Source organism: uncultured Anaerovibrio sp. (assembly GCA_902786545.1).
Classification (GTDB): Bacteria; Bacillota; Negativicutes; order Selenomonadales; family Selenomonadaceae; genus Anaerovibrio.
The window spans coordinates 22,876-43,761 of record CADACU010000024.1; the positions used below are offsets into that span (position 1 = coordinate 22,876).

The window sequence follows — 20,886 nt, forward strand, 5'->3', positions numbered from 1 at the left end:
ATCATCTATCTTTGCCAGGCAAAGATTACTTAAAACGATAGGTGATACGGCCCCGAGTCAAATCATAAGGGGTAAGCTCAATAGTAACCTTATCCCCTGGCAGAATACGAATAAAATTCATACGAATTTTACCGGAAACATGTGCCAAGACAACATGACCGTTCTCCAACTCCACCTGGAACATGGCGTTTGGCAATGCTTCCAGGACTTTACCTTCAACTTCTATTACATCTTGTTTAGACATAAGCGGTTTTGCTCCTTAGTGTCAAACGATTCTTATATCATTCGGTGTTCCAGGCAAAATCTGCCTGTCGATGACTCTTATCCTCTGAGCTTCTTGACGATATCATCAAGAACCTTGTCAATAGCCTGACGGCCATCAATTTCCAGATACAGACCAGCTTTCTGGTAATAATCGATCAACGGCTTGGTCTGAGCTTCATATACGGAAAGACGATTCTTCATAGTCTCTTCTGTATCGTCAGCTCTCTGATAAAGCTCTCCACCGCACTCATCGCACTTGCCTTCAACCTTGGATGGGCTGAACTTGATGTGATAAGTAGCGCCGCAAGCCTTGCAGATTCGACGGCCTACTGCCCGCTCCACCAAATCGGAGGATGGAACAGTGATGTTTACTACACTCTTAAGGCTAAGCCCCAGATCGGACAAAATCTTGGCCAGGGCATCGGCCTGCTCCAAAGTACGAGGGAAACCATCCAGAATGAAGCCCTTCTTGCAGTCGTCCTTGGCAAGACGCTCACGGACAATGCCGATGGTAATTTCATCCGGAACGAGGTTCCCGGCATCAATACATGCCTTCGCCTGCTTTCCAAGCTCAGTACCTTCCTTGATGGCGGCACGGAACATGTCACCAGTGGAAATATGAGGTATGCCGAACTCTTTCACCAGGTTAGCAGCCTGAGTGCCTTTACCGGCACCCGGAGGTCCCATTAAAAGAATATGCATTTAACTTATCCTCCCTATTTCATAAAACCTTGGTAATGGCGCATTACAACCATGGATTCAATCTGCTTCATGGTGTCAAGGCCAACGCCCACAACAATCAGCAGGGCTGTTCCACCAAAGTTGACTCCCTCAAGATGAGTAGCAGAAGCAACAAAGGTTGGCAGCACAGCGACAAATGCCAGGAACAATGCACCGGCAAGCGTGATTCGAGTCATGACATGATCTAAATATTCAGCCGTTGGTTCACCCGGACGAATGCCCGGGATAAAACCACCGTATTTTTTCAGATTCTCTGCCATATCCGATATCTTTACAGTAACCGCGGTGTAAAAATACGTGAAAAAGATAATCAGCAATGCGTAAATTGTTGACTGTAGCGGTGTACCCCACGCAAAATACCCGGCAATTTGTTTTACCCAGGGGATATCAATAAACTGGGCAATAGTTACTGGAAACATCAGCACGGATGACGCAAAGATTATTGGAATAACTCCCGCGGTGTTAACCTTGAGCGGGATGTGGCTTGACTGTCCGCCATAAGATTTGTGGCCAACCACCCGTTTCGCGTAGGAAACAGGCACCCGACGATAAGCTGTGTGAATTGCCACAACGAACACAATCATGGCTACGGCAATCAAGGCAAAGAAGAACACATTTATATAACTAATGGTTCCTGTCTGCAAATAATTGTAAATCTTTCCAATGTTGCTTGGCAAGGCAGCTACGATACCGGCGAAAATGATAAGGGAAATTCCGTTACCCACACCGTTGGCCGTAATCTGTTCACCAACCCACATAAGGAAAACTGTACCTGCGGTCAGTGTAATCGCTATGATAAGGATTGACACCGGACCTGGATTTAAGATTGCCTGCTTGAGGCCGATGGACATACCCAAAGCCTGAAGGAAGGCAAGCAGTACTGTAAAGTACCTCGTTACCTTGGTGGTTTTTTTGTACCCTTCCTGACCTTCCTTTGACCATTGCTCCAGAGTTGGAACAACTACATTCAGGAGCTGAATGATAATGGAAGCGTTGATGTAAGGGGTAATACTCATAGCAAATACGGAAAACTTACTAAGAGCTCCACCAGAGAACATATCTAACAATCCGAAAAGACTACCGTTGTTGAACAAAGCCTCAATAGCTGACGGGTCAACTCCAGGAACTGGGATATGTGTACCCATCCGGAAGATGGCGAACATTATCAGCGTAAAAGTAATCTTTGCTCTTAATTCTGGAATCTTATACACATTGGTGAGAGCTGATATCAAATCAGATCACCTCAACTTTGCCACCTGCTGCTGTGATTTTCTCTTCGGCAGACTTGGTGAAGCCGTTGGCAACAACGGTCAGCTTCTTGGTGAGCTCACCCTTGCCGAGAATACGGATGCCGTCACGAACATTCTTCAGAACGCCGTTTTCTACCAATGCAACTGCATCTACAGTAGCACCATCCTCGAAACGGTTAAGGGTTTCAACATTTACTTCAGCATAAACCTTAGCAAAAACATTCTTGAAACCACGCTTTGGCAATCTGCGGTACAAAGGCATCTGGCCGCCCTCAAAACCGGTACGAACTCCGCCGCCGGAACGGGACTTCTGGCCCTTCATGCCCTTGCCTGAGGTCTTGCCATTGCCGCTGCCCAGACCACGACCTACACGGAAGGCCTTCTTTCTGGAGCCAGCTGCTGGAGATAATTCATTCAATTTCATCGTCTATGTGCACCTCCTCGATCTCAGGCCTGCTCTTCAACAGTTACGAGATGCTCTACCTTGTGGATCTGGCCACGGAGAGACTCGTTGTCTTCAAGCTCTACTGAGGAATTTAACTTCTTGAGTCCTAATGCTTTAATAGTAGCACGCTGAGTAGCTGGTCTACCAATCAGGCTTCTAGTAAGAGTAATTTTTAATTTTGCCATTTCAAAACCCTCCTTAACCTAAAAGTTCCTGTACGGTCTTACCACGAAGCTCAGCAACTTTTTCTGCCTGCTTCAGCTGCTCAAGACCCTTCAAGGTTGCACGAACCATATTGTTAGGATTGGAAGAACCAAGGGACTTGGTCAAAATATCCTTAATGCCTGCAAGCTCGAGTACAGCACGGGCTGGACCACCAGCGATAACACCAGTACCTTTTGCTGCTGGCTTCATCAGTACACGGCCTGCACCGAAAATACCAATCATCTCATGAGGAATGGTGGTTCCCTTCAGGGAAACATCAATCAGATTCTTCTTGGCGTCCTCAACGCCCTTGCGGATTGCCTCAGGAACCTCAGCAGCCTTACCAAGGCCTGCACCAACCTGACCCTTCTCATTACCAACAACAACAAGTGCGCTGAAGGAGAAGCGGCGGCCGCCCTTAACAACCTTTGCAACTCTGTTAATATATACAACTTTTTCCTGGAACTCAGGAGTTTCGTTGTCTATTCTAGCCATCTATGTACCTCCTTTACAAAAATTAGAATTTCAAGCCAGCTTCGCGAGCGGCTTCAGCAAGTGCTGCAACACGGCCATGATATACATAACCACCACGGTCGAAAACTACTTCAGTGATGCCCTTTTCCAGAGCGCGCTTAGCAACTGCCTGGCCAACTGCCTTGGCAGCCTCTATGTTACCACCGTAGTTCTGGAAATCCTTATCCTTTGTGCTGGCAGATACGAGAGTAACACCGTTAACATCATCAATAACCTGTGCATAAATGTTGCTCAAGCTACGGAAAACATTAAGACGAGGTCTCTCAGCAGTGCCGGAAATATGATTGCGTACCCGCAGGTGACGCTTCTGACGAGCTTTATTCTTATCTTCCTTTACAAACACTGTCGGTTACTCCTTTCTGGTTATTATTTCTTACCCTTGGCGCCAGCCTTACCTACCTTGCGGCGTACATATTCGCCCTCGTACTTGATACCCTTGCCCTTATATGGCTCTGGTCTTCTGTAGTCGCGAATCTTAGCTGCGATAGCGCCAACAATTTCCTTGTTGATACCACTTACGATAATCTTGGTAGGATTTGGAACTTCAAATGCAATACCAGTTGGTGGCTCAACAACTACCGGGTGAGAGAAACCGAGAGACAGGTTCAGGTTCTTGCCCTGGAGCTGTGCTCTGTAACCAACACCGTTGATCTCGAGAGTCTTTGCGTAACCCTCAGTTACACCAACAACCATGTTGTTGATCAGGGTACGGGTCAGACCATGGAGAGATCTGTGATCTTTATTATCTGAAGGACGCTCTACAGTGAGTACACCGTCCTCTACTTTGATTTTCATATCCTGGTGAAGAGTGCGAACTAACTCACCCTTTGGACCTTTTACGGTAACCTTATTGCCATCCTCAACCTTGATGGTAACACCACTAGGGATGGTAATAGGTGCTCTACCTATTCTTGACATCTGTACACCTCCTGACTTCTATAATAATTACCAAACGTAAGCTACAACCTCGCCGCCGAGACCAGCCTTGCGAGCATCCTTATCGCTCATAATTCCCTTGGAAGTGGAAATGATGGCGATACCCAAACCACCGAGAACTCTTGGGAGCTCAGCAGCCTTTGCATACTGGCGAAGGCCTGGCTTGGAAATACGCTTAATACCAGTAATTACCTTTTCACGATTAGGACCATACTTCAGGGAAACAGTGATTACCCCCTGCTTGCCATCCTCAGTGAAAGTGAAGTCATTGATGAAGCCCTCTTCCTTAAGAACGGACGCAATCGCCTTCTTAATGTTGGAACCAGGAATCTCTACTTTTTCATGATAAACGGAGTTTGCATTGCGCAAACGAGTCAACATATCTGCAATAGGATCAGTCATTACCATTTAAACCGATATCCTCCTTTCATTTCGCCTTAATGCTTACCAGCTAGCCTTGGTTACGCCAGGAATGGCACCCTTGTAGCTCTGCTCTCTGAAACAAATACGGCACATATCGAACTTTCTGATATAACCGTGCGGACGACCGCAAATCTTACATCTGTTGTACTTGCGAACAGGGAACTTTGGTTCCTTGCTCCACTTTTCAATCATTGCCTTCTTGGCCACAGTCAGTACCTCCTTCTTTACGCTTCTTTAAAAGGCATGCCCATGAGCTTCAACAGCTCCTTGGCTTCCTCATCAGTCTTAGCAGTAGTAACAACGACAATATTCATACCACGGAGCTTGTCAATCTTATCATACTCAATTTCAGGGAAAATGAGCTGCTCCTTAAGGCCGATAGCATAGTTGCCGCGACCGTCGAAGGAATTTGCGCTGATACCGCGGAAGTCACGAACGCGTGGAAGTGCAACATTCATGAACTTGTCCAGGAACTGGTACATGCGTACACCGCGAAGAGTTACCTTTGCGCCGATTGGCATACCCTGACGAAGCTTCCAAGCTGCCAAGGACTTCTTTGCCTTGGTGAGGATTGGCTTCTGGCCTGCGATAATAGTCAAATCACTAACAGCGGAATCGAGAGCCTTAGGGTTGCCTACAGCCTCGCCAACACCCATGTTAATGATAATCTTTGAGATTTTTGGGAGCTCCATAATGTTCTTGTAACCGAACTTTTCAGTCAGAGCAGGAACTACCTCTTTGTTGTATTTTTCCTGTAATCTATCCACTAGATGGTCCTCCTTTCCCTATTATTTGGTCTGGTCTATAACTTCGCCGCACTTCTTGCAGGCGCGTACAGACTTGCCATTTACTTCCTTATGTGCAACGCGGGTAGCCTTGCCGCATGCTGGGCAAACCAGCATAACCTTTGCTGCAAACATAGGAGCCTCTTTCACGAGGATGCCACCCTGTGGGGCACTCTGATTAGGCTTGGTGTGGCGCTTTACCTTGTTAACGCCCTCAACTACAACCTTATTCTTCTTAGGCAGAGCCTGAATTACCTTGCCCTGCTTGCCTTTATCTTTGCCGGACAATACCAGAACGGTATCGCCCTTCTTTACATGCAGTTTTGTAAGTGACAAAATAGCACCTCCTAACTATTAAAGAACTTCAGGAGCCAGGGATACGATCTTCATGAAGTCTTTATCACGAAGCTCTCTTGCAACTGGTCCAAAAATACGGGTTCCTCTTGGAGTCTTATCCTCCTTGATAATTACGGCTGCGTTTTCGTCGAAACGAATGTAGGAGCCGTCGCTGCGACGCTGGCCCTTCTTGCTGCGAACTACAACGGCCTTTACAACGTCACCCTTCTTTATCATACCGCCAGGGGATGCAGATTTTACTGCAGCCACTATTATATCACCAATGTTGGCATACTTGCGATAAGAACCGCCAAGAACACGGATGCACATAATTTCCTTAGCACCGGTGTTGTCACCAACATTGAGTAAAGTCTGTTGCTGAATCATCAGTTAACCTCCTCAATATCTTCCTTATTCAGGAAATTATTTTGCCTTCTCAACGATCTCTACAACTCTCCAGCGCTTATCCTTGGAAAGTGGGCGGGTTTCCATAATGGAAACGGTATCGCCAACATGAGCCTCGTTGTTCTCATCATGGGCCTTGAACTTTACAGTCTTCTTAACGGCCTTCTTATATAAAGCATGCTGCTCAATGTCCAGAACTGCTACAACAACAGTCTTGTCCATCTTGTCGCTTACAACCTTACCAATTTTAGTCTTGCGTTCATTTCTTTCGCTCATTAGGGAGCCTCCTTCCTTTACATATCAATTCGTTCAATTAAGCCTTAGCCTGCTCGGTCTGAACAGTCTTAATGCGGGCAATAGTCTTCTTAACTTCCTTGATACGCATTGGGTTCTCCAGCTGGCCAGTAGCAAGCTGGAAGCGGAGGTTGAATAACTCCTCTTTGAGAGAAGCAAGTTTCTGGTTAAGTTCCTCAGCGCTCAAATCACGAATTTCATTAACCTTCATTTACTTCACCGCCCTCTGCTTCTAAATCTTCACGAACTACGAACTTTGTTTTGATTGGGAGCTTGTGGCCTGCAAGACGCATAGCCTCAGCAGCTACCTCACGAGAAACGCCGTCCATTTCGAACATTACACGACCTGGCTTAACTACTGCTACCCAGTACTCTGGTGAACCCTTACCGGAACCCATACGAGTCTCAGCAGGCTTTGCAGTTACAGGCTTGTCAGGGAAAATCTTGATCCAAACCTTACCGCCACGCTTGATGTAACGAGTCATAGCAATACGGGCTGCCTCAATCTGTCTATTAGTGATCCATGCTGGCTCAAGAGCAACAAGACCATACTCACCGTGAGAAACCTTGTTGCCGCGCTGTGCCTTACCCTTCATGCGACCACGGAACTGTTTACGATATTTTACTCTCTTTGGTAATAACATTAAGCTTCGCTCCCTTCAACAGCAGCAACAGGCTGCTTTTTCTCAGGAAGAACCTCACCCTTGAAGATCCAAACCTTGATACCGATACGACCATAGGTGGTAGCTGCCTCTGCAGTACCATAATCGATGTCAGCTCTCAGAGTATGAAGAGGAATGGAACCTTCGCGATAGGACTCGCTACGGGCAATTTCAGCACCGCCAAGACGGCCGCTGCACATAATCTTAATACCCTTGGCGCCAAGACGCATTGTACGGCCAACAGCCTGCTTCATAGCACGACGGAAAGCAATACGACGCTCAAGAGAGCCGGCAATATTCTCAGCTACCAAAGTGGCATCCATATCTGGATTCTTGATCTCTTCGATGCTGATGTCAATATTGCTGTTAGTGAATTTCTTGAGACCTGCTTTGATCTGCTCAATACCGGAACCACCACGGCCGATAACCATACCAGGCTTTGCAGTGTGGATGGTCAGCTTCAGACGGTTCTTGGAGCGCTCAGTCTCTACTCTGGAAACGCCAGCACTCTGAAGGAGACCCTTCAGGTGACGACGGATTTTGATATCTTCATGCAGATTTGCTGCATAATCTTTACCGGCATACCACTTAGCATCCCAAGTCTTTACGATACCAAGTCTTATACCATGTGGATGTACTTTCTGACCCAAGTTTATAACCTCCTTTTATTACTTTTCGTCTACTGCTACAGTGATGTGGGAAGAACGCTTCAAAATCTTGAAGGCCTGACCACGGGAACGCGGATGAATACGCTTCATTGTTGGTCCCTGATCCACATAACAAGAAGACACATAGAGGTTATCAACATTCATGTCAAAATTGTTCTCAGCATTTGCTACTGCACTCTTGAGAACCTTTTCTATAGCTTCAGCACCAACTTTTGGTGTGAACTTCAAAATCGCAAATGCATCTGCTACGCTCTTGCCACGGATGAGATCCATAACAACGCGTACCTTGCGAGGTGCAATGCGAACATACTTTGCAACTGCTTTTGCTTCCACAGAGGAATCCTCCTTTCAAATCAACTTATCTAAGTCCGGTCTTTCTCTCTTCACCGGCATGACCCTTGAATGTACGGGTTGGTGCGAACTCACCAAGCTTGTGACCTACCATATCCTCAGTTACATAAACTGGAACATGCTTGCGGCCATCGTGTACTGCGATAGTGTGACCAACGAAGGTTGGCAGAATAGTAGAACTTCTGGACCAGGTCTTAATAACCTTCTTGTCGTTGGCTTCATTCAGGGCATCAATCTTCTTAGTTAAGCTTTCATGAACATAAGGTCCCTTTTTTACTGATCTTGACAATTTATATCCTCCTTCCGGTGATTATCTCTTATTTGGTACGGCCTTTGATGATTAACTTATCAGAAGCCTTCTTACGGCGGGTCTTAGCACCCATAGCGCATTTACCCCACTTAGTAACAGGGTGCTTGCGGCCAACTGGGCTGCGGCCCTCACCACCACCATGTGGATGGTCATTAGGGTTCATAGCTACACCGCGGTTCTCTGGGCGGATACCCAACCAACGGTTACGGCCTGCCTTACCAATAGTGATGTTCATGTGCTCAGCATTGCCAACTACGCCGATAGTTGCACGGCAGTTAACATGTACCTTGCGCATTTCCCCGGATGGCATACGAAGGGTTGCATAGTCACCCTCAATTGCCATGAGCTGTGCAGAAGCACCAGCAGAACGAACCAGCTGAGCACCCTTACCAATCTTCAGCTCAACATTGTGAACCTCGGTACCTACTGGAATGTTCTTTAATGGGAGACAGTTACCTGGCTTGATATCGGCATCTACACCGGACTCAACCTTGTCTCCAACCTTCAGACCGTTAGGAGCGATGATGTAACGCTTCTCACCGTCTGCATAATTCAAAAGTGCAATACGGGCACTGCGGTTTGGATCGTACTCAATAGTAGCGACTCTGGCTGGAATACCATCCTTGGTCCGCTTAAAGTCAATGATACGATACAAACGCTTATGGCCGCCGCCCTGATGGCGAACGGTCAGTCTACCTTGCTGATTGCGACCACCGTGCTTCTTCAGACGCTCAACAAGGGACTTTTCTGGCTTATCAGTAGTAATTTCATCGAAAGATGCTACAGTCATGAATCTTCTGCCTGCAGAATATGGTTTAAAACTCTTTATTGCCACTTAATTAACCTCCTTTTCCCTAATCTTACGCTTCGAAGAACTCAATGGTCTCGCCAGCTGCAAGTTTTACAATAGCTTTCTTATAGTCACGACGCTTTCCAACGAAGCGACCCATACGCTTTTTCTTACCTTCAACATTGATGGTGTTTACACCAGCAACCTTTACATTGAAGATTGTGGAAACTGCCTTGGCAATTTCAATCTTGTTGGCAGCCTTGGCTACCTCAAATACATACTTACCCTCAGCCATGAGTGTAGTGCTCTTTTCAGTAATGAGAGGGCGAATGATAATATCTCTAGCTTCCATTATGCATATACCTCCTCAATACGCTCGATGGCATCCTTGGTGATGAACAGCTTGTCAGCGTTCAGGATGTCGAATACATTCAGGCCAGTGGTGTTAATAGCCTTAACACCCGGGATATTACGGGAAGACTTTTCAACATTCTCTGCATAATCAGCAGTAACGATGAGAGCCTTGTTATCTACACTGAAGGTCTCCAGCATCTTTACAACATCCTTGGTTTTAGGAGCGGCAAAATCAATGCTGTCGAGAACCACAAATTCATTGTTAGCAACCTTGTCGGACAGTGCGCACATGATAGCCAGGCGACGCTGCTTACGAGGCATGCTGAATGCGTAGGAACGAGGGGATGGACCGAATACGGTACCGCCACCTACCCAAATTGGGGAACGGGTGGAACCACAACGAGCACGACCAGTACCCTTCTGCTTCCAAGGCTTACGACCACCGCCGCGAACCATGCTGCGGGTCTTGGTGGCATGATTGCCGTGGCGCTGAGCAGCAAGCTGCATAATAACAGCCTGATGTACCAGACCTGCGTTCATCTCTACGCCAAAAATATTTTCTTTTAATTCGAGATCGCCAACCTTCTTGTTAGCGATATCATAAACTGCTACTGTAGGCATTATAGCTTATCCTCCTTCCGAATTAGTTTTTACCCGGTTTAACGGTTGCCTTTACAATTACCAGGCCCTTCTTAGGACCAGGAACTGCACCCTTGATAAGGAGCAGGTTACGGTCTGCATCAACTCTTACAATGGAGAGACGCTGTACAGTAACTCTGTTGCCGCCCATCTGACCTGGCAGCTTCTTACCTTTGAGAACGCGGCCACCGTGACCACTGATCATCGCACCTGTAGAACCAGGCTCACGATGAGACTTGGAACCATGTCCCATTGGTCCACGAGCAAAATTGTGACGCTTGATACCACCAGCGAAACCCTTACCCTTGGAAGTACCAGTCACATCAACTAATTCTCCGGCGGAAAATATATCAACACCGATTACATCACCAGTGTTATATTCAGAAGCATCAGTCAAACGCATCTCGCGGATGTACTTTACTGGAGTAACACCAGCCTTTGCGAAATGACCCTTCATAGGCTTGTTTACCTTATGTTCCTTGACTACGCCGAAGCCAAGCTGTACTGCATTATAACCATCATTTTCAACAGTCTTGTTCTGTACAACTACATTGTTGCCAGATTCAACAACTGTTACTGGAACAACCTGACCTTCTTCAGTGAAGATCTGGGTCATGCCCAGCTTTCTACCTAAAATTGCTTTAGCCAATTATTCCACCTCCTCTTATAACTTAAGCTCGATATCCACACCTGCAGGCAGTTCAAGACGCGTGAGAGCATCTACTGTCTTTGGAGTTGGCTCCAGCACATCAATAAGGCGCTTGTGAGTTCTCATTTCGAACTGCTCACGGGAGTCCTTGTTAACATGTGGAGAACGCAGAATTGTGTAAATCTGCTTCTCAGTTGGGAGCGGAATAGGGCCAGATACCTGAGCACCGGTTCTCTTGGCAGTCTCAACAATCTTAACTGCACTCTGATCCAATGCCTTGTGATCATAAGCCTTCAAACGAATTCTGATTTTCTGCTGCTTAGACAATTTATTTTCCTCCTTCTCGTCCGGGCTCTGGGCCCAAACATTTCTCCGCAGTAGTTCCCTTACTCATACCTAAGAATATGGCAAGCCATCTACCGCGTCATCGCATTGGGGGTACATAGAAGCACACCGCTTCTTATTATATATACCGTACTGAAAAAGTCAATACGGAGTGTACCATAAACCTTATTATAAGGGCGACCATACAGCCGCCCTTATATAATAAGGAAATTTAGTAAAATATTTTATTAACTAAACTGACTTATTAAGCGTCAATCTCAGTTACACGGCCTGCACCAACAGTGTGACCACCCTCGCGGATAGCGAAGCGGAGACCAGCCTCGATAGCGATTGGAGTGATGAGCTCTACGGACATCTCTACATTATCGCCAGGCATTACCATTGGAACATCAGCAGGAAGAGTTACAACACCGGTAACATCGGTAGTTCTGAAGTAGAACTGTGGACGATAGTTGGTGGTGAAAGCAGTGTGACGGCCGCCCTCTTCCTTAGTCAGTACATAAACCTGACCCTTGAACTTGGTGTGTGGGTTGATGGAACCTGGCTTAGCCAATACCTGACCACGCTGGATTTCCTTACGGTCAACACCACGGAGCAGAGCACCGATGTTATCGCCAGCCTGTGCGCTAGGGAGCAGCTTGCGGAACATCTCGATACCGGTTACAACAGTGGAACGGGTCTCTTCTGCGATACCTACGATCTCAACAGTATCGTTCAGGTTCAGCTCACCACGCTCTACACGGCCGGTAGCAACGGTACCACGACCAGTGATAGTGAATACATCCTCTACTGGCATCAGGAAAGGCTTATCAGTATCACGGGTAGGAGTTGGGATGTAAGCATCAACCTCATCCATCAGCTTGAGGATGTTCTTCTTCTGCTCTTCGTCGCCCTCAAGAGCCTTCAGAGCGGAACCAGCAACTACTGGAATATCATCGCCAGGGAACTCGTAGCTGGAGAGCAGCTCACGAACTTCCATCTCAACGAGCTCGAGGAGCTCAGGATCGTCTACCTGGTCAACCTTGTTAAGGAATACAACCATTGCAGGAACGCCAACCTGACGAGCGAGCAGGATGTGCTCACGGGTCTGAGGCATAGGGCCATCAGCTGCGGATACTACCAGGATAGCACCATCCATCTGAGCTGCACCAGTGATCATGTTCTTTACATAGTCAGCATGGCCCGGGCAGTCAACATGTGCATAGTGACGGGACTCAGTCTCATACTCAACATGTGCAGTGTTGATGGTGATACCGCGCTCTCTTTCCTCTGGAGCCTTATCGATGTTTGCATAGTCCTCAAACTGAGCCATGCCCTTCTCGGAAAGAACCTTGGTGATTGCAGCAGTCAAGGTAGTCTTACCATGGTCAACGTGACCGATAGTACCAATGTTAACATGTGGTTTTGTTCTTTCAAATGTTTCCTTTGCCATTTTGGATTATTTCCTCCTTATTATTCGCCTTTATTTTTGGCAATAATGCCATCAGCTATATTCTTAGGAACTTCCTCATAGTGAGAAACTTCCATTGAGTAGTTACCGCGACCCTGAGTCTTGGAACGCAAGTCAGTGGAATAACCGAACATACCGGAGAGTGGAACGAAACCATTGATTACCTGGGCACCATTGCGTGCTTCCATACCATCAATGCGACCACGACGGGAGTTCAGGTCACCGATTACATCACCCATGTACTCTTCAGGTACGATAACCTCAACCTTTACATAAGGCTCGAGAATTACTGGATCAGCCTTCAATGCACCGTTCTTGAATGCCATGGAACCGGCAACCTTGAACGCAGCCTCGGAGGAGTCAACCTCGTGGTAAGATCCATCATAAACGATAGCCTTAACATCAACAACTGGGTAACCAGCGAGAACGCCGGCTTCCATAGCCTGCTTGATACCAGCTTCGATTGGGCTGATGAATTCCTTAGGAATAGCACCACCAACAACCTTGTTCTCAAAGCTGAAGCCAGCACCTGGCTCCTGCGGAATGAGCTGGAGTTTGCAGTGACCATACTGACCGTGACCACCGGACTGACGAACGAACTTGCCTTCGCAGTCAACTTCCTTACGGATGGTCTCACGATAAGCAACCTGAGGGTTACCTACTACGCAGTCAACCTTGAACTCACGCAGCATACGGTCAACGATGATCTCCAGGTGAAGCTCACCCATACCGGAGATAATAACCTGACCGGTTTCTTCATCAGTACGAACGCGGAAGGTTGGATCCTCCTCTGCCAGCTTCTGAAGGGCGATACCCATCTTCTCCTGGTCGTTCTTGGTCTTAGGCTCAACAGCTACGGAAATAACTGGATCAGGGAATTCCATGGACTCAAGGATGATTGGATGGTTCTCATCGCAAAGGGTATCACCGGTAGTGGTGTCCTTGAGGCCTACTGCAGCAGCGATATCACCGCTGTATACGATGTCCAGTTCCTTACGGTTATTAGCATGCATCTGGAGGATACGGCCGATACGCTCTTTCTTGCCCTTAGTGGAGTTAAACACATAAGAACCGGAAGACAAGGTACCGGAGTAAACTCTGAAGAATGCCAACTTACCAACATATGGGTCAGCCATAATCTTGAAAGCCAGTGCGGAGAAAGGCTCCTTGTCGCTGGAAGGACGCTCGTCCTCTTCGCCGGTGTCAGGGTTAACGCCCTTGATAGCAGCGATATCAACTGGTGCAGGCATAAAGTCTACAACAGCATCCAGCATTGGCTGTACGCCTCTGTTACGGTAAGAAGTACCACAGGTTACAGGGCACATCTTGCAGGCGATGGTTGCCTTACGGATAACTGCCTTGATTTCCTCCTCGGAAATCTCCTCACCCTCAAGGTACTTCATTGCGAAGTCATCATCCAAATCAGAAAGAGCCTCCATGAGCTTCTCACGATACTCTTCAGCCTGATCCTTCATATCAGCTGGGATTTCAACTTCGTCAGCTACCTTACCGAGGTCATCCTCGTAGATGATAGCTTCCATCTTAACCAGGTCGATAATGCCCTGGAAGTTGTCCTCAGCACCGATTGGCAGCTGAATAGCAACTGCATTGGCCTGAAGACGCTCATGCATCATATTGATTACATTGAAGAAATCTGCACCAGTAATGTCCATCTTATTTACATAAGCCATTCTTGGTACACTGTATTTCTCAGCCTGACGCCATACGGTTTCAGTCTGAGGCTCAACGCCACCGCGAGCAGTAAGAACTGCTACAGCACCGTCCAATACACGCAGAGAACGCTCTACCTCCACAGTGAAGTCAACATGGCCCGGGGTATCAATGATATTGATACGATGGTCCTTCCAGTGACAAGTAGTAGCAGCGGAAGTGATGGTAATACCACGCTCCTGCTCCTGCTCCATCCAGTCCATGGTAGCTGCGCCTTCATGAACCTCACCAATCTTGTGGTTGACACCTGTGTAGAAGAGGATACGCTCAGTAGTGGTTGTCTTACCGGCATCGATGTGAGCCATGATACCGATATTACGAGTCTTTTCAAGACTATACTCTCTAGCCACTTGTTATCTATCTCCTTAATCTACTTCTATATAATAAGAAAATTACCAGCGATAATGAGCGAAAGCCTTGTTGGCTTCAGCCATCTTATGGGTATCTTCCTTCTTCTTGATAGCTGCGCCAGTGTTGTTGGCTGCATCCATCAGCTCACCGGAAAGTCTCTCATCCATGGTCTTTTCGCCACGCAGTCTTGCGTAGTTTACCAGCCAACGGATACCGAGAGTCATACGACGGTCAGGACGAACCTCAACTGGAACCTGGTAGTTAGCACCACCTACACGGCGGGCACGAACCTCCAGAACTGGCATTACATTCTTCAATGCAGTCTCAAAAACTTCCAATGGATCCTGGCCAGTCTTGGCACGAATGATCTCAAATGCATCATATACTACTCTTTCAGCAACGCCCTTCTTACCAGAAAGCATTACCTTGTTGATGAACTTAGTGACGATTTTGGAGTGGTACACCGGATCCGGCAATACGTCACGCTTAGGTACTGAACCTTTTCTTGGCATCTTTTTGCCTCCTTCCATAATCTTTTGGTTTTAGAATTGTTTTAGCAGATCTTATGCTTTCTTAGCCTTAGCGCGCTTAGCACCGTACTTGGATCTACCCTGAGCACGGTCCTGAACACCAGCGGTATCCAAGGAACCACGAACAATGTGATAACGAACACCTGGTAAGTCCTTAACACGCCCGCCTCTGATCAAAACAACGCTATGTTCCTGCAGATTATGGCCAATGCCTGGGATATAAGCGGTTACTTCAATGCTATTAGTTAAACGAACACGGGCAACCTTACGCAATGCGGAGTTAGGCTTTTTAGGAGTTGTAGTGTAAACTCTTGTGCAAACCCCACGCTTCTGTGGGCAATTCTTTAATGCCGGTGCTGTAGATTTATCCTGCATGCTCTGTCTGCTCTTGCGAACTAACTGATTTATTGTAGGCATACATGCACCTCCTTCCTTCAAATTGAGTATTTAGTATTTATTAAAAATCCATACTGCAAGCCCTTTTGTCAAGTAGTATGAACTTTTTAACGGCCTTACTTGAGAACTGCCACTGCTGCAGCCCTTACACCGATGGAGCAGGCCTTGCCAAGCTCCGCCATAGTATGGCTTTCTTCCAGTGCAATCTCTTTTTCGTTACAGAGTTCTTTTAATGGACCGGTAACCTTTCCATCAGCATCACTGCCAAGGAAAACGCATGACACCTGGTCGCGATTGATGGCTTTTGTTACCTGCTTCAAGCCGATAACCCGTTGAGCCTTCTTCAAATCCTCCAGCGCCATACTCCTCACTCCTGTAATTAAAAATACCCGTAATTTAGGCACAGTGATATATTATCACCCACTAAATTTGATGTCAACACTTATTTTTCAACATATTTATTGTACACGCACTCTGGTGTATCATAAGTTACATGTACACTCTGATGGTGGACACTTGTGTTTTTATAGCATATATTTTTTGTTTTTTCTGGAACAGTTACCCAACACTTCATCATTTTTTACTTTTTTTCATTTATTTTTGCACATTTTTTCAAATAAAGTTACTAAAAAATTTTTTGTTTTTTTATGTATTTTTTTCGTAAAAAACAAAAAGGCAGGGAATATCTCCCTGCCTGATGGTTATAACGCCATTGTTCAAATTTTTCTTCTTTAAGAAGAAAAATCTTCCAATTAGCGTTTCAACGAGCTGGGAGATATGCTCGCCAGCTGTTAAAGTTTTATTTAATTCTGAGCCAATACCTTCCGCATGGTTTCAGCCACATTTTCCTTGGTGAAGCCAAATTTTTCAAAAAGCTGGGCCGCCGGAGCCGAAGCGCCGAAGCCCTTCATGCATACCACAGCTCCATCCAGGCCCACATAGCTGCCCCAGCCGAATTCCTTGCCAGCCTCTACTGCCACACGGGCGCGAACCTGCTTAGGAAGAACCTTTGACTTATACTCATCACTCTGCTGCTCAAAGATATCCATGCATGGCATGGATACTACCCGTACATCAACGCCTTCGCCCTTCAGTATAGCCTGAGCCTCAACGGCCAAAGCCACCTCAGAACCGGTAGCAATAATAATACCATCCGGAACCTCCTTGGTGGAATCAGATACCACATAACCGCCTTTTAAAGCTTCCTTGCTACTGCCGGAAAGCGGTGTGAGATTCTGGCGGGTGAGAACCAATGCCGTTGGTGTGTTTTGGCTGGTGATGGCTGTATACCAAGCCGCCGCCGTCTCAATATCGTCCGCTGGGCGGAATACATTGATGTTAGGCAGGCTTCTAAGCATAGCCAACTGCTCGATTGGCTCATGGGTAGGACCGTCCTCGCCTACGCCGATACTATCATGGGTCAGTACATAAGTCACCGGTAAGCCCATAATAGACGCCAAACGAATCATTGGCTTTAAGTAATCAGAAAATACGAAGAAGGTCCCCACAAAGGTACGCAGTCCACCGTGGAGCGTAATGCCGTTGGCAATGGCGCTCATGGCCAATTCCCGCACACCAAAGTGAATATTTCTACCTATATAATTATCCTTGCCAAATTCTCCGGCACCCTTCATCTCTGTTTTATTTGATGGAGCCAAATCGGCACTGCCGCCGAACATATTTGGGAACATGGCATTTAACTTGTTAATCAGGTTTCCGGACAAAGCCCGGCTGGCAGCCGGCTTGTCAGTTCTCGCCCAGAAATCAGCATCATTCAGCAGTGCTTCAGCATCAACCGGTGCGTGGAACTTCTTCCAGCGATCAGCTTCCTCCGGGAATTTGGCACAATAGTCGGAAAAGAGCTTGTTCCATTCAGCTTCAGCTTCCTCGCCCCTCTTGGCCAGCTGCTGATAATTGTCGTAAACCTCAGCCGGAACCTTGAAGGCCTCCTTCTCTGGCCATTGGAGAGTCTCCTTGGCTGCCTGGAGATTCTCCTCACCCAGGGGTTCGCCATGAGCACTGGCCTTGCCCTGCTTTGCCGGACAGCCATAACCAATCTCAGTCCGCACCCGAATAAAGGATGGACGGGTTGTATCTTGCTTGGCGGCTTCGATAGCCGCACCGATAGCCTCACAATCGGTGCCATCCTCCACATCTATGGTCTGGAAGCCAAAGGCTTCCATCCGCTTCATAACATCTTCCGTGAAGGCCAAATCCGTACTGCCTTCAATGGAAATCCGGTTGCTGTCATAAATAATGATTAGCTTGCCCAACCCCAAAGTACCAGCTAAAGAGAAGGCCTCGGAGGAAATACCCTCCATCAGGCAGCCATCACCACCCAAAGCAAAGGTATAGTGGTCTACTACCGGAAAGCCTGGCTTGTTGAACTGGGCGGCCAAATGAGCCTCAGCCATAGCCATACCCACAGCCATGCCCATCCCGGCCCCCAACGGACCAGTAGTAGCTTCAACACCAATGGTGTGGCCGAATTCCGGGTGACCAGGAGTAAGTGAATCCATCTGGCGGAAGTTCTTTATATCCTCCATAGTAAGTCCATAACCAAACAGGTGCAGCAAAGAATACAGCATAGCTGAACCATGGCCACCCGACAGGATAAATCTATCCCGGTTAGCCCATTTTGGATTTTTGGCATTATGGTTCATATGCCGCCCCCAAAGCTCGTAGGCAATTGGTGCGCAGCCCATTGGCAGTCCAGGATGGCCAGACTTCGCCTTCTGAATCATTTCCGCAGCGAGAATTCGGATGGCATTCACGCTGTTTTTCTCAACATTACTCAAAAAACTCACTCCTTGTATACTCCTCGTATTAACTTTCCAATCTTATTTGGAAGCAATAACATCTATTTCCACCAAAACATCCTTTGGCAGTTTGCTTACTTCAACGCAAACTCTGGCCGGGCAATTCTCGGTGAAATACTTGCCGTAAATCTCATTAACCTTGCCGAAATTCCCCATATCGGTAATATATACGGTGGTCTTTACCACATCAGCCAGGCTGTAGCCTGCCGCAGTAACAATAGCCTTCAAATTATCCAATACCTGGGTAGTCTGGGCTTCAATGCCACCTTCTACAACAGCACCGGTAGCCGGTACCAATGGAATCTGGCCTGACACAAACAGCATTCCACCAGCAGTCTTTACGGCCTGAGAATAAGGTCCGATTGCCCCTGGTGCATTGTTAGTAGCAATAATCTCGTTCATAGTTAATCCTCCCACCTATGTTAATTATGAATTAGTAATGCGTAATTGTTAATTAGTACTTCATAGTGCGTAATTCTTAATTCATCATTTTAAATTCTTGATTATTTCCCATTCTGTACTATATCGGGGCGCAGATTTGCGGCTTTACCTAAAAACACATGCTGTACCTCCCGCTGTTTTAGCGGTGTATCCACCAACAGCAACACCCGAATACACATTTTCATTGCATCTTCTACTGCAATTTGACGAGTATCAAATAGTGGCACTGCATCAAATCCCGGCAATTTTCTGGCTCCCGAAGCAGGGAATGCTGCAGTAATGTCCTCAGTGGCACTAAATATCGCCGCCCCAATATCATCTGGCTCCACATTATTTCGTTTGAGCATTTCGCTGACAACTTCCTGGGTTGCAGCCCAAATTGCTTCGGCGGTATTTTCGGCTACCGTGGTAGCTCCCCGTAATCCCCGCAAATCCATTCCTCCCTACAATAATAGCTCCACACCGATTTACTCCCTCAAGCCCGGCGGCCGGCTCCCCCAAAGGAGCCAAGGGATTAATTATCAGCTGGACAGTACCTCTGTACCGGTTTCAGTAACCAATATGGTCTTTTCCCACTGGGCTGACAAGGAGCCATCCTTGGTCCGTACCGTCCAATTATCCTTCTTGTCCACCGTCACCTTATATCGGCCAGCATTTATCATTGGCTCCACGGTCAGTACCATACCCGGTACCAGCAGCATACCTGTTCCTGGCTGTCCTACATGGGGTACAAAAGGCTCCTCATGGAAATCCTTACCTACTCCGTGCCCCCCCAGCTCTGTCACCACAGAATATCCGTTGGCCTTGGCGTGGGCATTCACCGCCGCACCGATATCACCCAACCAGCCCCAAGGCTTGACGGCTTCAATACCCAGCTCCATACATTCCTTAGCCACCCGAACCAGCTTTTCGGCCTCCGGTGTAGTTTTTCCTACGATAAACATCCGGGATGCATCGGCATAGTACCCATCCAAAATGGTGGTAATATCGATATTAACGATATCCCCTTCCTGCAAAATGGTCTTCTTGGACGGAATACCATGACAAACCACTTCATTTATAGAAATACAGATGCTCTTTGGGAATCCTTCATAATTCAAGCAGGCCGGAATGCCTCCCTTGCTTTCAATGAACTCCCTCACCGCAGTATCAATGGCCTCCGTGTTCTGTCCAGCCTCCACCATGCTGCCAGCCAGATCCAGCGCCGCATCGTTTATTACACCGCTTTTCCGGATTCCTTCAATATCCGCCGGAGTCTTGATGATCCGATGCGGGGGCCGGCACTGAGATTTAAACACATCAAATTTTATACTATCTATACGCTCGTCAAAGGGCAGATGACATTTCTTGTATTTTAGTCCACTGCCACACCAACATGCATCATTTCTGTTCATAAAAAAGAATGCTTCCTTTCTGCAAAACTCATCTTATCCCGGGGAAAACATATCCACCATATTCACGATAAGTTTTCAATTTAGCCTATCCCTTATTTAATCACAGTAATTATCCTGTGGCAAGCTTTTTTTGTGCCTGAGCCTTTTCACATACTGTTAATCATTGACAACCACTATTATGGGTATTAGAATAAAATCTGACTTTAATTATTATAATAATGAAGGGAACATCTATTGACCTTGAACAAAAAAAATGCTTTACTTTTATCACTTTATGCATTACTTACCGTTATGCTTGTTTTTGTACTTTGGAGTATTCGGGAAAGCGAACGCAGTATACCGGTCATCAATTACCATCAGATAAATCCTGTAGACAAGGATGCCCTGAC

Annotated in this window: 33 protein-coding genes; all 33 read right to left on the reverse strand. The window is 46.9% G+C overall.

Annotated elements, in window-relative coordinates:
* Positions 1-25 precede the first annotated feature (25 nt).
* The 33 genes from infA to map all read right to left on the reverse strand — a co-directional run bounded on the left by infA (position 26) and on the right by map (position 20,497).
* Complete coding sequence (gene infA / locus QZV24_RS06185; protein WP_009645081.1) at positions 26-244, reverse strand: translation initiation factor IF-1; 219 nt, start codon at positions 242-244, stop codon at positions 26-28.
* 77 nt (positions 245-321) lie between these two features.
* Entirely contained in the window at positions 322-966 is a 645-nt protein-coding gene (locus QZV24_RS06190) for an adenylate kinase (RefSeq protein ID WP_290655651.1), read from the reverse strand.
* Between the two features lie 14 nt (positions 967-980).
* Positions 981-2,237, reverse strand: a complete 1,257-nt coding sequence (gene secY / locus QZV24_RS06195) for a preprotein translocase subunit SecY (RefSeq protein WP_294521601.1) — start codon at positions 2,235-2,237, stop codon at positions 981-983.
* A 1-nt stretch (position 2,238) separates the two neighbouring features.
* Positions 2,239-2,679, reverse strand: a complete 441-nt coding sequence (gene rplO / locus QZV24_RS06200; protein ID WP_290655656.1) for a 50S ribosomal protein L15 — start codon at positions 2,677-2,679, stop codon at positions 2,239-2,241.
* A 23-nt stretch (positions 2,680-2,702) separates the two neighbouring features.
* Positions 2,703-2,885, reverse strand: a complete 183-nt coding sequence (gene rpmD, locus QZV24_RS06205; protein ID WP_290655658.1) for a 50S ribosomal protein L30 — start codon at positions 2,883-2,885, stop codon at positions 2,703-2,705.
* A 13-nt stretch (positions 2,886-2,898) separates the two neighbouring features.
* Positions 2,899-3,399, reverse strand: coding sequence for a 30S ribosomal protein S5 (rpsE, locus tag QZV24_RS06210; protein WP_085022924.1), 501 nt, complete (start codon positions 3,397-3,399; stop codon positions 2,899-2,901).
* A 22-nt stretch (positions 3,400-3,421) separates the two neighbouring features.
* A complete protein-coding gene (rplR, locus tag QZV24_RS06215; RefSeq protein ID WP_290655662.1) occupies positions 3,422-3,781 on the reverse strand; it encodes a 50S ribosomal protein L18 in 360 nt (119 codons plus the stop codon).
* A gap of 23 nt (positions 3,782-3,804) precedes the next feature.
* Positions 3,805-4,356: a 50S ribosomal protein L6 gene (gene rplF / locus QZV24_RS06220; RefSeq protein ID WP_290655664.1), complete on the reverse strand. Its 552-nt coding sequence runs from the start codon at positions 4,354-4,356 to the stop codon at positions 3,805-3,807.
* Between the two features lie 27 nt (positions 4,357-4,383).
* Entirely contained in the window at positions 4,384-4,782 is a 399-nt protein-coding gene (gene rpsH / locus QZV24_RS06225; RefSeq protein ID WP_290655666.1) for a 30S ribosomal protein S8, read from the reverse strand.
* A 36-nt stretch (positions 4,783-4,818) separates the two neighbouring features.
* Positions 4,819-5,004 carry a type Z 30S ribosomal protein S14 gene (locus QZV24_RS06230; protein ID WP_027397562.1) on the reverse strand — a complete coding sequence of 62 codons (186 nt, stop codon included), beginning with the start codon at positions 5,002-5,004 and terminating at the stop codon, positions 4,819-4,821.
* A 17-nt stretch (positions 5,005-5,021) separates the two neighbouring features.
* Positions 5,022-5,564 (reverse strand): 50S ribosomal protein L5, encoded by a 543-nt coding sequence (rplE, locus tag QZV24_RS06235; protein WP_290655670.1) that lies wholly within the window; start codon positions 5,562-5,564, stop codon positions 5,022-5,024.
* Between the two features lie 21 nt (positions 5,565-5,585).
* Complete coding sequence (gene rplX, locus QZV24_RS06240; RefSeq protein WP_294521617.1) at positions 5,586-5,918, reverse strand: 50S ribosomal protein L24; 333 nt, start codon at positions 5,916-5,918, stop codon at positions 5,586-5,588.
* Positions 5,919-5,936: 18 nt separating this feature from the next.
* On the reverse strand, positions 5,937-6,305 hold the full coding sequence (gene rplN, locus QZV24_RS06245; protein ID WP_294521620.1) for a 50S ribosomal protein L14: 369 nt from the start codon (positions 6,303-6,305) through the stop codon (positions 5,937-5,939).
* Between the two features lie 36 nt (positions 6,306-6,341).
* Entirely contained in the window at positions 6,342-6,599 is a 258-nt protein-coding gene (gene rpsQ / locus QZV24_RS06250; protein WP_290655675.1) for a 30S ribosomal protein S17, read from the reverse strand.
* Between the two features lie 37 nt (positions 6,600-6,636).
* Complete coding sequence (gene rpmC, locus QZV24_RS06255; protein ID WP_235320857.1) at positions 6,637-6,828, reverse strand: 50S ribosomal protein L29; 192 nt, start codon at positions 6,826-6,828, stop codon at positions 6,637-6,639.
* A complete protein-coding gene (gene rplP / locus QZV24_RS06260) occupies positions 6,818-7,261 on the reverse strand; it encodes a 50S ribosomal protein L16 (protein ID WP_027397556.1) in 444 nt (147 codons plus the stop codon). Before rplP ends, rpmC begins: the two co-directional genes overlap by 11 nt.
* Complete coding sequence (gene rpsC, locus QZV24_RS06265; protein ID WP_290655676.1) at positions 7,261-7,929, reverse strand: 30S ribosomal protein S3; 669 nt, start codon at positions 7,927-7,929, stop codon at positions 7,261-7,263. Before rpsC ends, rplP begins: the two co-directional genes overlap by 1 nt.
* 18 nt (positions 7,930-7,947) lie before the next feature.
* On the reverse strand, positions 7,948-8,280 hold the full coding sequence (gene rplV / locus QZV24_RS06270; protein WP_290655678.1) for a 50S ribosomal protein L22: 333 nt from the start codon (positions 8,278-8,280) through the stop codon (positions 7,948-7,950).
* 25 nt (positions 8,281-8,305) lie between these two features.
* Positions 8,306-8,587: a 30S ribosomal protein S19 gene (gene rpsS, locus QZV24_RS06275; protein ID WP_290655680.1), complete on the reverse strand. Its 282-nt coding sequence runs from the start codon at positions 8,585-8,587 to the stop codon at positions 8,306-8,308.
* A gap of 28 nt (positions 8,588-8,615) precedes the next feature.
* A complete protein-coding gene (gene rplB / locus QZV24_RS06280) occupies positions 8,616-9,443 on the reverse strand; it encodes a 50S ribosomal protein L2 (protein ID WP_290655682.1) in 828 nt (275 codons plus the stop codon).
* Positions 9,444-9,468: 25 nt separating this feature from the next.
* On the reverse strand, positions 9,469-9,750 hold the full coding sequence (gene rplW / locus QZV24_RS06285; RefSeq protein WP_290655684.1) for a 50S ribosomal protein L23: 282 nt from the start codon (positions 9,748-9,750) through the stop codon (positions 9,469-9,471).
* Positions 9,750-10,373 carry a 50S ribosomal protein L4 gene (rplD, locus tag QZV24_RS06290; RefSeq protein ID WP_290655686.1) on the reverse strand — a complete coding sequence of 208 codons (624 nt, stop codon included), beginning with the start codon at positions 10,371-10,373 and terminating at the stop codon, positions 9,750-9,752. The genes rplW and rplD overlap by 1 nt, the downstream gene beginning before the upstream one ends.
* A gap of 22 nt (positions 10,374-10,395) precedes the next feature.
* Complete coding sequence (rplC, locus tag QZV24_RS06295; RefSeq protein WP_290655688.1) at positions 10,396-11,040, reverse strand: 50S ribosomal protein L3; 645 nt, start codon at positions 11,038-11,040, stop codon at positions 10,396-10,398.
* A gap of 15 nt (positions 11,041-11,055) precedes the next feature.
* Positions 11,056-11,367: a 30S ribosomal protein S10 gene (rpsJ, locus tag QZV24_RS06300; RefSeq protein WP_290655690.1), complete on the reverse strand. Its 312-nt coding sequence runs from the start codon at positions 11,365-11,367 to the stop codon at positions 11,056-11,058.
* Positions 11,368-11,629: 262 nt separating this feature from the next.
* Positions 11,630-12,817 carry an elongation factor Tu gene (tuf, locus tag QZV24_RS06305; protein ID WP_294521631.1) on the reverse strand — a complete coding sequence of 396 codons (1,188 nt, stop codon included), beginning with the start codon at positions 12,815-12,817 and terminating at the stop codon, positions 11,630-11,632.
* Between the two features lie 20 nt (positions 12,818-12,837).
* Positions 12,838-14,916: an elongation factor G gene (gene fusA / locus QZV24_RS06310; protein ID WP_294521633.1), complete on the reverse strand. Its 2,079-nt coding sequence runs from the start codon at positions 14,914-14,916 to the stop codon at positions 12,838-12,840.
* A 42-nt stretch (positions 14,917-14,958) separates the two neighbouring features.
* Positions 14,959-15,429 (reverse strand): 30S ribosomal protein S7, encoded by a 471-nt coding sequence (gene rpsG, locus QZV24_RS06315; protein ID WP_290655696.1) that lies wholly within the window; start codon positions 15,427-15,429, stop codon positions 14,959-14,961.
* A 51-nt stretch (positions 15,430-15,480) separates the two neighbouring features.
* Positions 15,481-15,864 carry a 30S ribosomal protein S12 gene (rpsL, locus tag QZV24_RS06320; RefSeq protein WP_027397544.1) on the reverse strand — a complete coding sequence of 128 codons (384 nt, stop codon included), beginning with the start codon at positions 15,862-15,864 and terminating at the stop codon, positions 15,481-15,483.
* A gap of 95 nt (positions 15,865-15,959) precedes the next feature.
* Complete coding sequence (locus tag QZV24_RS06325; protein ID WP_294521638.1) at positions 15,960-16,205, reverse strand: ribosomal L7Ae/L30e/S12e/Gadd45 family protein; 246 nt, start codon at positions 16,203-16,205, stop codon at positions 15,960-15,962.
* Positions 16,206-16,646: 441 nt separating this feature from the next.
* Positions 16,647-18,641 carry a transketolase gene (gene tkt, locus QZV24_RS06330; RefSeq protein WP_294521640.1) on the reverse strand — a complete coding sequence of 665 codons (1,995 nt, stop codon included), beginning with the start codon at positions 18,639-18,641 and terminating at the stop codon, positions 16,647-16,649.
* Positions 18,642-18,683: 42 nt separating this feature from the next.
* The gene (locus tag QZV24_RS06335) at positions 18,684-19,064 is read right to left on the reverse strand and encodes a RidA family protein (RefSeq protein WP_290655700.1); all 381 of its coding nucleotides are present in this window, start codon (positions 19,062-19,064) and stop codon (positions 18,684-18,686) included.
* 101 nt (positions 19,065-19,165) lie between these two features.
* On the reverse strand, positions 19,166-19,534 hold the full coding sequence (aroH, locus tag QZV24_RS06340) for a chorismate mutase (RefSeq protein ID WP_294521643.1): 369 nt from the start codon (positions 19,532-19,534) through the stop codon (positions 19,166-19,168).
* Positions 19,535-19,624: 90 nt separating this feature from the next.
* A complete protein-coding gene (gene map, locus QZV24_RS06345) occupies positions 19,625-20,497 on the reverse strand; it encodes a type I methionyl aminopeptidase (RefSeq protein ID WP_294521644.1) in 873 nt (290 codons plus the stop codon).
* Between the last annotated feature and the right edge of the window lie 389 nt (positions 20,498-20,886).